8 protein-coding genes are annotated in these 13247 nt (G+C 69.9%); 4 read left to right on the top strand and 4 right to left on the bottom strand.

Features of this window, described 5'->3' with window-relative positions; all coding sequences use genetic code 11:
- Positions 1-830, top strand: an 830-nt coding sequence (locus Acy02nite_RS38075; protein ID WP_203752710.1) for a hypothetical protein, incomplete at its 5' end; no start/stop codon positions are given.
- Between the two features lie 598 nt (positions 831-1428).
- On the opposite strand, the gene Acy02nite_RS38070 is transcribed toward Acy02nite_RS38075, so the two are convergent.
- On the bottom strand, positions 1429-2331 hold the full coding sequence (locus tag Acy02nite_RS38070) for an NAD-dependent epimerase/dehydratase family protein (RefSeq protein WP_203752708.1): 903 nt from the start codon (positions 2329-2331) through the stop codon (positions 1429-1431).
- Between the two features lie 264 nt (positions 2332-2595).
- On the opposite strand from Acy02nite_RS38070, the gene ligD reads away from it, so the two are divergent.
- Entirely contained in the window at positions 2596-3789 is a 1194-nt protein-coding gene (ligD, locus tag Acy02nite_RS38065; RefSeq protein ID WP_203752705.1) for a non-homologous end-joining DNA ligase, read from the top strand.
- Positions 3790-4059: 270 nt separating this feature from the next.
- The gene (locus tag Acy02nite_RS38060) at positions 4060-8577 is read left to right on the top strand and encodes a HAMP domain-containing hybrid sensor histidine kinase/response regulator (RefSeq protein ID WP_203752702.1); all 4518 of its coding nucleotides are present in this window, start codon (positions 4060-4062) and stop codon (positions 8575-8577) included.
- A 46-nt stretch (positions 8578-8623) separates the two neighbouring features.
- Here the strand turns inward: Acy02nite_RS38060 and Acy02nite_RS38055 are convergent, their stop codons facing one another.
- The 3 genes from Acy02nite_RS38055 to Acy02nite_RS38045 form a co-directional block, all read right to left on the bottom strand.
- On the bottom strand, positions 8624-9811 hold the full coding sequence (locus Acy02nite_RS38055; protein ID WP_203752699.1) for an AI-2E family transporter: 1188 nt from the start codon (positions 9809-9811) through the stop codon (positions 8624-8626).
- A 115-nt stretch (positions 9812-9926) separates the two neighbouring features.
- Positions 9927-11342 (bottom strand): hypothetical protein, encoded by a 1416-nt coding sequence (locus Acy02nite_RS38050; protein ID WP_203752696.1) that lies wholly within the window; start codon positions 11340-11342, stop codon positions 9927-9929.
- A 223-nt stretch (positions 11343-11565) separates the two neighbouring features.
- Positions 11566-12303 (bottom strand): DUF72 domain-containing protein, encoded by a 738-nt coding sequence (locus tag Acy02nite_RS38045; RefSeq protein WP_203752693.1) that lies wholly within the window; start codon positions 12301-12303, stop codon positions 11566-11568.
- A gap of 198 nt (positions 12304-12501) precedes the next feature.
- Here Acy02nite_RS38045 and Acy02nite_RS38040 point away from each other — a divergent pair.
- On the top strand, positions 12502-13247 hold a 746-nt coding region (locus tag Acy02nite_RS38040), incomplete at its 3' end, for a hypothetical protein (RefSeq protein WP_203752691.1).

The following is a 13247-nucleotide window of genomic DNA, read 5'->3' as shown; positions in this document are numbered from 1 at the left end:
ACTTCTCGCTGACCGATGGCCAGGTCAGTGAGATCGGTCGGCAACGGGCTGTCTTCGCGCGGGCCGAATACGGGCTGCGCTGTGGTGCTGCCGTCGCCGTCGCGGTGGTCTACCTTGCCGCACCACGCGCGGATCGCTTGCCGGCCGAACTGGATGCCCTCACGCGTTTTGCGGTCGAAGCGACGCTCTATCTGCCGATCGTGATCGCCGTTATGGCGTGGCGGTTCTGGAAGCGGACGTTCGTCGTGGTCCACACACTTCCGATGATCACGGCGGTACTGCACACCGTGCCCGACCCGAAGCCCTCGCTGGACACACCGCACCCGATGCGAGTTCCCGACGCGGGGCACCAGTTGCGCGATCGCCTTGCCGTCATGGCAAAGCACCTGGACAAGATTGGTAAACGGGTCGCGGCGACGACGGGTACGCGTGCCGGGCACCCGATACCGGTGCTCATGTGGAGTGCCAGCGACGAGATAGCCGCCTTTCTGCGCTCCCCGCAGTCGCTGTCCGGCGAACTGACACCCCGAATCCAAGAGCTGACACTCGCGGTGCTGGTCGTGCTCACCGGCCCCGCCGTCGACGACGTCGCCTACAAGACGATCGTCGCCGATCCAGCCGTCTTCGACGCCGACTGGTCAGCCCGGCGAGGAGGAACGGCTGCCCGTTTGGTGGCCCGGCTCGTCGCCGTCAGCGACAACTTGGAACACCTGAAGAAGGCGGTTATCGCCGCTGCGATCGTCGGCACCGTCCTGACGGTCGCCGTTCTTACTGTCCAGGGAACGATCGAGCTCAAGGACGCCGCCGAGATCTTTGCCAGCTTTAACTGATGACCCGCTGGCCTCCCTCCCTGGCAGCGGGTAGGAGGCGCCGCGACCGGTGCGCGCGTGGTACGACTTTGTGGCTCACATCGTTGGGGCAGCCGTCGGTGGACACCGAGTTGAGGCGGCTTGGAAGGCTATCCGAGGCCCTCGCTCCCGCTTTGAAGCCAGGGACTTCCCGTACCCTGCCGATGCGCGACGTTCATCAGCGGCCGACGCGCTCACTTGTGCATTTGGCGTGCCGTTCTGCGCTCAGCTTTCAGCAGCCGTTGAAAGTCTTCGAGACGCGTCGGCCATACCTTGCCCCTGGCAGCGAATACCGCAAGTCCTTTGGCGGGCCGGCGGTGCACGCCTTCGCCCTGCACGATCAGGAAGCGGCGCGCCGCGGCTTGACCCTGCGGGCGGCCCCGCACCCACCGCCGTGGCTACGTCGGAGCTGCGACGTGCCCTCCGCGCGCCCCGCGCGGACCGCGCGCCCCGCGTCGATGTCCCGGCCGGCGCGGCGCAGCAGGCGCTGCCTCCCGTCCGGGCTTGCCTCGCCGGCGTTCTGGGCCACGGTCCAGCCGTCGCGGTCACGCCGCCGGCCTGTCGAAGCGCGGGGGATGGCTTACCTGACCTCGTTGCGGATGGCGGTGTCGAGGTCGGTGGCGGTCAGGCCGAAGGTGTCGGCCGTCTCCGTCGCGTCCATGTGGAACGGCGCATACCACTGGTAGTCCATCTCGGCCATCTCGCGGGCGATCGGAACGATCAGCCCGGCCGTGCGCATCACGAGGCGTGGCATCTGGATCAGCTTGATCGGTGGGCTGCCCGCCGCGGCGGCGTAGCGTCGCGCCAACTCGCGGATGGTGACGGCCGGCGGTGACGGCACGTGCCAGGGCCGGCCCCATGCGCGTGCGTCCGAAGCCAGCGTGACGAGGGCTCGCGCCATGTCGCTGTTGACCGTGAAGGTGTGCGGCGTGTCCAAGTTGCCGGTGATCCAGGCTGCCTTTTGTTTCCTCAGGGCTGGTTCGATGAGTAGGGAGTAGATGCCGTTGGCGTCCTTGCCGATGTAGTCGGCGCCGCGCACCTCGACGGTGCGGATGCCCGCGGCGAGGGCCTGTTCCCACATGCGTCTGCGCAGCCGGCCCTTTCGCCCGGTGGCGGCCATGGGGGTGTGTTCGTTCATCCGGCCACCGGGCTGGGGGCCGTAGGCGTAGAGGCTCCCGGTCAACGCGAGGACGGCGTCGTTCGCCTCAGCGGCGGTGATGGTGGCGGTCTGCAGGGGCGGCAGCAGGCGCTCCCACACCGTGTACGAGGGTGGGTTGGCGCAGTGGTAGATCACTTCCGCGCCGCGGGACAGCTCGGTGAGGCGCGACGGGTCGGACGCGTCCGCGGCGACCCGGTCGATCAACGCGTGCTCCGGACCGGAGCCGCTGCGGGTGACGATTCGGACGCTCTCGCCTCGCTCGGCGAGCAGGCGGGCGACGTTGGTGCCGATGGAACCGGCGCCGATGACGACATGCTTGGCCATGACGGTTCTCCATTCGCGGACCACCGCATTGTTAACGGCGTTAGAACTTCTAACGTTGTTAACTCTGGTGTGCGTCTCCGGCGCCGTCAAGAGCGGTGGCCAGTGTTCGGGAACACCCTCGGCGGAACTGACGGACTGGTGGTGCCATCGGTGAGGTCGTCCGGATGCATGCACTGGTGCCGAACTACCCGGATGTAGTTCCAGGGCGCCGGGCATCGCTCTGACCTGCGCGGGTACGCCCACCCGGTGATCGTCGAGCAGGCCATGCCTGACCCTGTCGCGCCGATGCTGGCCGCCGCGGGGCCGCTGCCCACCGGCCCCGGGTGGGCGTTCGAGTTCAAGTACGACGGGGTCCGGGCGATCGCGTACGCCGGCAAGGGATCGGTGCGGCTCCTGTCGCGGAACCACAACGACGTGACCGCGACCTACCCCGAGATGCAGGAGCTCACCGTGCTGCTGGCGGGCCGGCGAGCGGTCCTGGACGGCGAGATCGTCGCGCTGGAACCCGGGGACCGGCCGTCCTTCGCCCGGCTGTCCGCGCGTATCCACGTCGCCTCGCCCGCCCCGGCGCTGCTGCACACGGTTCCGGTCGTGTACTACGCCTTCGACCTGCTGTGGCTCGACGGCCGGTCGCTGCTGGACGAGCCGTACGAGCAGCGGCGCCGGCGGTTGCTCGAACTCCGGCTCGACGGCCGCGGCGTCCGGACACCGCCGGAGTTCATCGGCGTCGACGGGCGGGCGGTGCTGCACGCCGCCGAGCTCGGCGGGCTGGAAGGCGTCGTCGCCAAGAGGCTGACCGCGCCGTACCGGGCCGGGCGCAGGTCAGCGGACTGGACCAAGGTGCCCCTGGTCCGTACCCAGGAGGTGCTGGTGATCGGCTGGAAACCGGGCGAGGGCCGGCGCGCCGGCACCGTCGGCTCCCTGCTGCTGGCCGTGCACGACGGCGGCGAGCTGCGGTTCGCCGGGCACGTGGGCACCGGGTTCACCGACCTCATGCTGCGCCGGCTCCGTGACGAGCTCCACCCGCTGGCCCGGACGACACCACCCGTCCCCGGGGTGCCGCGCGAGCATGCCCGCCAGGCGCGGTGGGTCGAGCCGGTCCTGGTCGGCGAGGTCGCCTTCCGCAACTGGACACCCGAGGGCCGGCTCCGTCACCCGTCCTGGCGCGGTCTGCGCACCGACCGCGGCGTCAGCTCCGCCCGCCGGCACCCCGACCCTGTCGTGCCGCCCGCCACGGGACAGGTGCACGGGGCGTTCGAGACGCCGGACGGCCGGTGGCGGGTCGAAGCCGTGCAGCGCGGCCGCGACCACTTCTACCGCCTGCTGCACGGCGACAACGTCGTCGACGGCCTCGCCATCGCCACCGTGCAACGGCTGCTCACCGAAGCAGGCATCGACATCGCCGACCTCGTCGAAGCGCACGGCGGCTCCCACGCCGTGCAGAGCGGCGTCGCCTGACGGCTGGGTCCCGGCGGCCGGCTCCGGAGCCTCGCCGGGCAGTGCGTGCCGGTCACGATCAAACCCTTTCGCGCGTACGCCGGAAACGGTCTTCAGGGGATCCGCAGGCGCAATCGTGCGGATGTGCCACAGCCGCTCGGGCCCGCTCCGTCCAAAGGCCGGATCACCTGCGATGGCGGTCCGTGTGTCCGTGCATACTTACCGCCGATCCTGACCCTCGGTGGTCGTGGTGGTGCTTGGTGAGAGCTGGAGAGATCTGTGGGCGACGAGATGACCGTGCTTCAGCACGCCGGTGCGGCGGTGGCCGATCGTGACCTGCGGCAGTTGCTGGCCGGGTTGACGGCGGTGCGCGACGGGGACTTCGGCACCCGGCTCCCCGATGACGGCGACGGCCTGCTGGGTGAGATCGCGACGGTGTTCAACGGCATGGTCGACCAGTTGTCGCTGTTCACCTCCGAGGTGACGCGGGTGGCGCGCGAGGTCGGCACCGAGGGCCAGCTCGGCGGGCAGGCGGAGGTGCCGGGGGTCTCCGGCACCTGGAAGGACCTGACCGACTCGGTGAACGCGATGGCCGGCAACCTGACCGACCAGGTGCGTGACATCGCGCAGGTCGCGACTGCGGTGGCCCGCGGTGACCTGTCGCAGAAGATCACCGTCGACGTGCGCGGCGAGATCCTCGAGCTGAAGAACACCATCAACACGATGGTCGACGAGCTGTCGTCGTTCGCCGACGAGGTGACCCGGGTGGCGCGCGAGGTCGGCAGCGAGGGCCGGCTCGGCGGGCAGGCCGAGGTGCCCGGTGTCGCCGGGACCTGGCGTGACCTGACCGACTCGGTGAACTTCATGGCCGGCAACCTGACCAACCAGGTCCGCAACATCGCGCAGGTGACCACCGCCGTCGCGCGTGGTGACCTGTCGCAGAAGATCACCGTCGATGCCCGCGGCGAGATCCTGGAACTCAAGAGCACCATCAACACGATGGTGGATCAGCTCTCCAGCTTCGCCGACGAGGTGACCCGGGTGGCGCGCGAGGTCGGCACCGACGGACGCCTCGGCGGGCAGGCCCAGGTCAGCGGCGTCGCGGGGACCTGGCGTGACCTGACCGACTCGGTGAACTCGATGGCCGGCAACCTGACCGACCAGGTTCGCAGCATCGCGCAGGTCGCGACCGCGGTGGCCCGCGGTGACCTGTCGCAGAAGATCACGGTGACCGCGCGCGGCGAGATCCTGGAGCTGAAGAACACCATCAACACGATGGTGGATCAGCTCTCCAGCTTCGCCGACGAGGTGACCCGGGTGGCCCGCGAGGTCGGCACCGAGGGCCGGCTCGGCGGCCAGGCCGACGTCAAGGGTGTCTCCGGCACCTGGAAGGACCTCACCGAGTCGGTCAACGTCATGGGCGACAACCTGACCGCCCAGGTGCGCAGCATCGCCGAGGTGACCACCGCCGTCGCCAAGGGCGACCTGACGCAGAAGATCCGGGTCGACGCGCGCGGCGAGATCGCCGAGCTCAAGGAGACCATCAACACGATGGTCGACCAGCTGTCCGCGTTCGCCGACGAGGTGACCCGGGTGGCTCGCGAGGTCGGCACCGAGGGCCGGCTCGGCGGCCAGGCGCGGGTGCTCAACGTCGGCGGCACCTGGAAGGACCTGACCGACAACGTCAACGTGATGGCCTCCAACCTGACCAACCAGGTGCGCTCGATCGCGCTGGTGGCGACCGCGGTGGCCCAGGGCGACCTGAGCCGCAAGATCACCGTCGAGGCGAAGGGCGAGGTGGCCGTCCTCGCACAGACCATCAACACCATGGTCGACACCCTCAGCGCGTTCGCCGACGAGGTGACGCGGGTGGCTCGCGAGGTCGGCACCGAGGGCCAGCTCGGCGGCCAGGCGCGGGTGCCCAACGTCGCCGGCACCTGGAAGGACCTGACCGACAACGTCAACTCGATGGCGAACAACCTGACCGGGCAGGTCCGCAACATCGCCCAGGTGACCACCGCCGTCGCCCAGGGCGACCTGACCAAGAAGATCGACGTCGACGCGCGCGGCGAGATCCTGGAGCTCAAGACGACCATCAACACGATGGTCGACCAGCTGTCCAGCTTCGCCGCCGAGGTCACCCGCGTGGCCCGCGAGGTCGGCAGCGAGGGGCGCCTCGGCGGCCAGGCAGAGGTCGAGGGCGTCTCCGGCACGTGGAAGCGCCTGACCGAGAACGTGAACGAGCTCGCCGGCAACCTGACCCGGCAGGTGCGTGCCATTGCCGAGGTCACCAGCGCCGTCGCGACCGGCGACCTGACCCGTTCGATCACGGTCGACGCCTCCGGTGAGGTGGCCGAGCTCAAGGACAACATCAACTTCATGGTGGAGTCGCTGCGCGAGACCACCCGGGCCAACCAGGAACAGGACTGGCTCAAGACCAACCTGGCGCGCATCTCGTCACTGATGCAGGGGCACCGCGACCTCGAGGTGGTGGCCTCCCTGGTGATGAACGAGCTGGCCCCGCTGGTCAACGCGCAACTCGGCACGTTCCTGCTGGTCGACGACACCGGCACGAGCGCGGACCTGCGCGTGGTCGGCACCTACGGGCACCAGGGCGCCGGCCACCGGTACGCCCTCGGCGAATCCCTGGTCGGCCAGGCCGCGGTGGCGAAACGGCGCATCGTGGTCGACGAGATGCCCGCGCAGTACTTCACCGTCTCCTCCAGCCTCGGCTCCCTGGCCCCGATGCAGGTGGTCGTGGTCCCCATCCTGGTCGAGGACCAGGCACTGGGGGTCATCGAGCTGGCCGCCATGGCGCCCTTCCTGCAGGTGCACCACGACTTCCTGGACCAGCTGATGGAGATCATCGGCGTCAACGTCAACACCATGGTCGCCAACGCCCGTACCGACGTGCTGCTCACCGAGTCGCAGCGGCTCGCCGCCGAGCTGCAGGCCCGATCCGAGGAACTGCAGGCCCGCTCGGAGGAGTTGCAGCGCTCGAACGCGGAGCTGGAGGACAAGGCGTCGCTGCTGGCCCGGCAGAACCGCGACATCGAGACGAAGAACTCCGAGATCGAGCAGGCCCGCCAGGAGTTGGAGGCCCGCGCCCAGCAGCTCGCGCTCGCCTCGAAGTACAAGTCGGAGTTCCTGGCCAACATGAGCCACGAACTGCGTACGCCATTGAACTCGTTGTTGATCCTCGCGCAGTTGCTGGCGCAGAACCCGAACCGGAACCTGACCCCGAAGCAGGTCGAGTACGCGACCGTCATCCACTCGGCCGGCACCGACCTGCTCCAGCTGATCAACGACATCCTGGACCTGTCGAAGGTCGAGGCCGGCAAGATGGACATCGCGCCGGAGGCGTTCGAACTGCGCAACCTGCTCGACTACGTCGAGGCCACGTTCCGGCCGCTGACCACGTCCCGCGGTCTGGACTTCCAGGTGTCGACAGCGATGGACGCACCGGTGGACCTGTTCACCGACGAGCAGCGGCTGCGCCAGGTGCTGCGCAACCTGCTCTCCAACGCGGTCAAGTTCACCGAGCAGGGCAGCGTGCGGCTGCGCATCGACCGCGCCCGCCCCGACGAGCTCTCCGCCGCGCTGGCCGACCACGACGCGGTGATCGCCTTCCGGGTGACCGACACCGGCATCGGCATCGCCGAGCAGCAGCTCACCGCCATCTTCGACGCCTTCCAGCAGGCCGATGGCACCACCAGCCGCCGTTACGGCGGCACCGGCCTCGGCCTGTCGATCAGCCGGGAGATCGCCTGGCTGCTCGGCGGCGAGATCCGGGCCCAGAGCGTGCTCGGGCAGGGCAGCACCTTCACGCTCTACATGCCGGTCCAGGCCGCCCCGGCCGCCGGCCTGCCCGCCCCTGCGGCCGAACCCGTCGCCGGGGCCGTCGTGCCGGTGCCGCAGCCGCCGGCCGACCTGAGCAAGCCCCGCCGGCTGCTGGTCGTGGAGGCCCACGCCGAAGGGCTGCTGACGCTGATCGCCCGGGGCGCGGCCGCGACCCTGGCCGACACGCACGGCTTGATCGACGTGGTGACCGCCGTCGACCCGGACACTGCGATCGCCGAGCTGCGCTCCCAGGCGTTCCACCTGGTGGTGCTCGACCTCGCGATGCCGGCCGACCAGGGCGCCGCCTTCCTTAAGGCCCTGCACGAACAGGCCCGGATGCGGGACCTGCCGGTGCTGGTGTACCGGACGCAGCTAGCGTCGCTCGGCAACGACACCCTGGTGCAGGCGTTCGCGCAGACCCGGCCGCTGGAGTCGCTGGCCAGCCTCGACGATCTTCGCGAACGCATCACGCTGTACATGTCCACCGACGCCGGCAGCCCGGTCATGCCGCCGCCGGCGCCGGTCGACACCGTCGCCGAGCTTGCCCATGCCACCGGTGACCTGGCCGGCCGCAAGGTGCTGGTCGTCGACGACGACGCCCGCAACGTGTTCGCGCTGACGAACATCCTGGAACTGCACGGGATGGAGGTCGTCTACGCCGAGAACGGCCGCAAGGGCATCGACGTGCTCGCCCAGCACGACGACGTCGATCTGATCCTGATGGACGTCATGATGCCGGAGATGGACGGTTACGCGGCCACCGCCGCGATCCGTGCCATGCCGAAGTACGCGCGCCTGCCGATCATCGCGGTCACCGCCAAGGCCATGCACGGCGACCGGGAGAAGAGTCTGTCCTCGGGCGCCAGCGACTACGTCACCAAGCCCGTCGACGCGGAGGACCTGTTGGCCTGCATCGAACGGTGGCTGGCGCAGAAGCCGGAATCGGGAGGTCTCGGCTCGGCCGGCTGACGCCGGGTGTCGCTGCCGGACCGGAGAGGAGACGCTCGACGCATCCCTACCTCGGCTGGTAGTCGCGCTGCACCACGGGGGCCTCTGCCGCGAGCGCGGCCCTCGTGGCCTGCCGACCGGCGGCCGCGGCGAGCTCGGCGTCGCCGCCGACCGCCGGAGTGCGGTCCTTGCCCACCGTCGGCACACTCTTGGGCCGGCCCCGGTGGGTGTCCCAGATGTCGCGGGCCAAGATCTGCAGGATGCCGGCGACCGGGATGGCCAGCAGGGCGCCCAGAATGCCGGCCAGCTCGACCGCTACCAGGATCGCGATGAGCACGGTGAGCGGGTTGAGCTGCACGGTGCGAGCGAAGACCACCGGTTGCAGCAGATGATTCTCCAGCTGCTGGTAGAGCACGAAGAAGCCGGTCACGACCAGGCCCGCGGTGGTCGACTGGGTGAACGCGGCCAGGCAGGCGACGACGGCGCCCAGCGTGGCGCCGACCAGGGGGATCAGGTCGGTCAGGCCGACGAAGAGCGCGATCAGACCGGCGTACGGAACGTGCATCACCAGTAGGGTGAGGAAGGTCAGCGTGCCGCAGATGAAGCTGATCAGCAGGTTGCCGCTGAGGTAACCGGTGATCGTCTTGGCGCAGTCGTGGCCGACGCGGCTGATCCGCTCGGCGCGCTGCTCCGGGAAGAGCGCCAGGAAGCCGTCGACGATCTTCGGTGCTTCCAGCACCATGAGGTAGGACAGCACGAAGATCGTCGCGACGCCGGCCACCCCGGTGGCCACCGAGCCGAGGAAGGCCAGGGTCGGCGCGCCCAGGCCGCTCGCGTACCCGCGGATCTTCTCGGCGTTGTCGCGGGCGTAATCGATCAGGTGGAAGCGCGTCATCAGCTCGCCGGCCGGCCCGCGACCGCTGCGCAGATCCTCGATGATCTTGGGGAAGTCGGCGACCATCTGGCTGCCCTCGCGCGCCAGCGGCACGACGAAGGCGGTGGCCAGGCCGGCGAAGAGCGCGACGGCGGAAAGGAACACCAGCAGGGTGGCCAGCCAGCGCCGGCCGAAGGCCAGGCGACGGGTCACCCAGTTCACCGCCGGGTGCAGTGCCACCGCGAAGAACGCGGCGATCACGATCCAGGTCAGCACCCGGCGCGTGTGCTCGGCGAGGGTCAGGACAGCCAGTGTGGCTAGAACCAGCCCGATGACCACGAGCGTGCGCCGGGCGACCAGCGCAGTGTCACTTTGCCCCATATGACCATATATACCCGGGCCGGAGCAGGGCAAACGCCCGTGACAACGGTCGGGGCGCGCGACACTTCCTGAGCCGCACGGCGCTCAGCGGATCAGGATGGCGGCGGCGGAACCGTCACGCGCCCGCCCGCCGGTCCCGCAACTCGTGGGACTCGGCGGGCGGCAGACCGGCGGGAGCCTCGGCGGGCTGGTCCTTCTTCTCCTGGATCTTCTTGAAGTACGGGCCGATGCCCAGCGGCAGCCTGCTGAGGTCGCCCCAACTGGTGTTCTCGAGCTTGGTGCCTTCGCCCCAGGCCTTGAGCGCCATGCTCAGGAACGTCAGGGCGAGCCCGGCCGTGAGCCACCCGGGATCGGTGGACTGGATGCCCTTGGCGGTGACACCGGCAGCGGCGGTCCCGACCATGCCGGAGGAGAGCTTGCCGGGGTTGAGGCGGCCGGTGTCCCACCCTTTGCGGATCTCGTTGGCGGCTTCGCCGGCGGGCGCGAGGCCGTTGAGGGCCGCGGCGGCCACCAACTCCGGGGGCACGGCCGCCGGGCCGGAGAGACCCTGTGCCCTCAGTTGTTGCTGTTTGCTGAGGCCGGCGGCCTGGACGAAGGCGCCCGTGCCGGCGCCGACCGCGCCGACCGCTTTCGGCCAATCGGCGAGTTGCAGGCCCTCACGGGTGAACATCTGCGGCGCCTTGTTGAAGCTCAGAGCCTCGCCGGGCGCCTTGATCAGCTGACCGGCGCCCTGGATGGCCAGGCCTGCCTGGCGAGCCGGGATGTTGTTGTTCGCGAGGAAGCCGATGCCGTTGGTCAGCGCTCCCGCCAGGATCGTGCCGCTGCCGACGTACTTGGGCATGTTGCGGTTGTCGACCTTCGGGGCCTGGGCCGCCTCCGGGTCGGGAGCCGGTTTGGTGAGCGGGGGCACGGGTTTCTGCTGCTCGCTCATGAAGTCGCCGAACGCCGTGGAGGCGTTGACGATGGTCGCGGTGCCACCGAGCGGTACGGCCTTGAGCGGGGTGTAGGCCGCACCGGCCCCGAGGCCGAAAGCCATCGAGGCGGCGGCCGCGCCGCGCTCCTTCCACTTGTCGCCGTCGCGGCTCCACGCCTGCTGCCAGGCCCCCGGCATGGCCTGCGTGGGATCCTCGTCCACCGGCTGCTCGGTCACCGACGGAGCGCTCGCCGACGGAGCCGTCTCTGATGGCGCGATCACCGACTGTTCGATCACCGACGGCGGGGGAGTCGGGGACGGCGTGGGTACCAGCTCCGGGGTGACGGCCGGCGGAGGCAGCGGCGCAGCGGTCTCCTCGTCCAGCATCGGCAGGATCGCCTGCACGAGCGCGGCGAACTCGGGGTCGGCCGCGAGCTCCGCGGCGAAACCGGGATCCACCTCCGCGGGGGCACGGGAGACGAGCCGGCCGACCGCGTCGTTGCCGACCTGACGTTGCAGGGCCAGGAGTGCCTGTGGACCCGACAGGCCGGACCGGGTGGGCGCGGGCGCCGCGCGCAGGACCGGTGACGCCGGTCGGGTGTGGGCGTGCTGCGGCACCGCGGACTCCTCACAGTGGACGGTTCCTGCGCCGCAAGATAGGGGACCCGGGTGAACGTGAGGTGTCTCGCCGGGCTGCCGATCGCATCGGGATGCTCGGGGTGGTTGCCGACAGCGGCGGCACCGCCCACAGCGAGGGCGTTCTCAGCCGGCGCCTGGCCGGGCGCATCACCTCTGCCGGCGGCGGCCGACCGGCAACCTCGGCGACGAAGGAGGCTGCCGGTCAGGCGGGGGTGGTGCCGACCGCGTGACCGTGCACCAGCCGGCTGAACCGCCAGGCGTCGGCGGCGCGGGGGAGATTGTTGAACATCACGTACGCCGGGCCGCCACCGATGGTCTTGGCGAGCTCAGCAAACTCGGCATCGGTGTACACGTGGCGGGCGCCGGTAACGCCGTGCAGCCGGTAGTAGGCCATCGGCGTCAAGCTCGGGCGCAGGAACGGGTCGGCGGCGTGGGTCAGGTCCAGTTCCTCGCACAGGTCCCGGACCACCTCGTCCGGCCACTGACCGCGTGGCTCCCACAACAGCCGGATACCGGCCGGCCGGCGCGCACGGGAACAGAACTCGCGCAGTCGGGCGATGGCGGGCTCGGCCGGCCGGAAGCTCGGCGGGCATTGGAGCAGGATCGCGGTGGCCTGCAGGATCGCGGCGCAGTCGAGCGTGGTCTCCCACGCGCGCTCCACCACGGGCGTCCACCGGAAACCGCCGACCTCGGTGCGTTCCTCGGCGCTCAGCGGGGTGCGCAGCCGCCGGTACGTGGAGCTTCTCGCCTCATGCGTGATCAGCTGCCACGCTTTCATGGTGAACTCGAACTCCGGCGGAACGGTCGCTCGCCACCGACGCAGTGTCGCCTCCCGGGGAGGCTCGTAGAACGTCTGCTGCACTTCCAGGACCTGGAAGCGTTGGGTGTACGAGGTCAGCGCCATGCTGGCTCCGCACATGCCCACCTTGACCGGCGTCATGCGGGACTGCATACCCCTGGTACCGGAGAGCAGTCACAGGCCGGGCGCTCGCCGTGGGTGAACTTGCGGGCGCCGGAAGGTATCGGCGATCCGGCGCGACGGTCACCTTCGCGGTCGCGGCGTGCGAATGTACGACGGCTGTATAGGTGATCTTTAACCTCCTGCTGTCCCTACTCGGCATCAGGAAGGCACCATCAGATGAGAGCAAGAACGATCCTGGCGGGTCTGGCCGCGGTCGTCATGGCAGTCAGCGGGGCGGTCGCCGCCTCGCCTGCCTCGGCGGCGACCACGACCACGGTCATCGAGGACACCGCCCAGGGCACGGGGATCGGGCAGGTCGCGTTCTCGTCCGGCTGGGGTGCCTGCTCCGGCAACTGCGGCGCGGCCGCGGACAACAGCTTCCGATGGACCTCGACGGCCGGTTCGACGGCAACTGTCCGGTTCACCGGCTCGCAGATCACGCTGTTCGGGATGAAGGAGCCGTGGTCGAACGTCGCGACCGTGGCGATCGACGGCGGGACGGCTTCGGACGTGGACTTCTACGCCGCCACCGCCACCACCGAGACCGTCGACGTGTACAGCTCGCCTACGCTGGCGCAGGGTACGCACACGCTGGTGCTGACGATGACCAGCCGGCGTAATCCGGCGTCGTCGACCGACCGCTCGTCGATCACCTTCGACAGCGCGCTGGTCACCGGCGACGACACCCCGGCCACCCCGGTCGAGTCGGTGATCGAGGACACCGCCCAGGGGACCGGCACCGGGCAGGTTCAGTTCTCGTCCGGCTGGGGTGCCTGCTCGGGCAACTGCGGCGCGGCCGCGGACAACAGCTTCCGGTGGACGTCCACGGCCGGTTCGACGGCAACTGTCCGGTTCACCGGCTCGCAGATCACGCTGTTCGGGATGAAGGAGCCGTGGTCGAACGTCGCGACCGTGGCGATCGA

The organism is Actinoplanes cyaneus (assembly GCF_016862095.1).
Taxonomy (GTDB): domain Bacteria; phylum Actinomycetota; class Actinomycetes; order Mycobacteriales; family Micromonosporaceae; genus Actinoplanes; species Actinoplanes cyaneus.
This window is presented reverse-complemented; position numbering and strand designations above follow the sequence as displayed.

Excerpts from the sequence above, each read along its gene's own strand:
- Acy02nite_RS38070 (WP_203752708.1), bottom strand. The coding sequence starts at position 2,331 with ATGGCCAAGCATGTCGTCATCGGCGCCGGTTCCATCGGCACCAACGTC.
- ligD (WP_203752705.1), top strand. The coding sequence starts at position 2,596 with ATGCCTGACCCTGTCGCGCCGATGCTGGCCGCCGCGGGGCCGCTGCCC.
- Acy02nite_RS38060 (WP_203752702.1), top strand. The coding sequence starts at position 4,060 with ATGACCGTGCTTCAGCACGCCGGTGCGGCGGTGGCCGATCGTGACCTG.
- Acy02nite_RS38055 (WP_203752699.1), bottom strand. The coding sequence starts at position 9,811 with ATGGGGCAAAGTGACACTGCGCTGGTCGCCCGGCGCACGCTCGTGGTC.
- Acy02nite_RS38045 (WP_203752693.1), bottom strand. The coding sequence starts at position 12,303 with ATGACGCCGGTCAAGGTGGGCATGTGCGGAGCCAGCATGGCGCTGACC.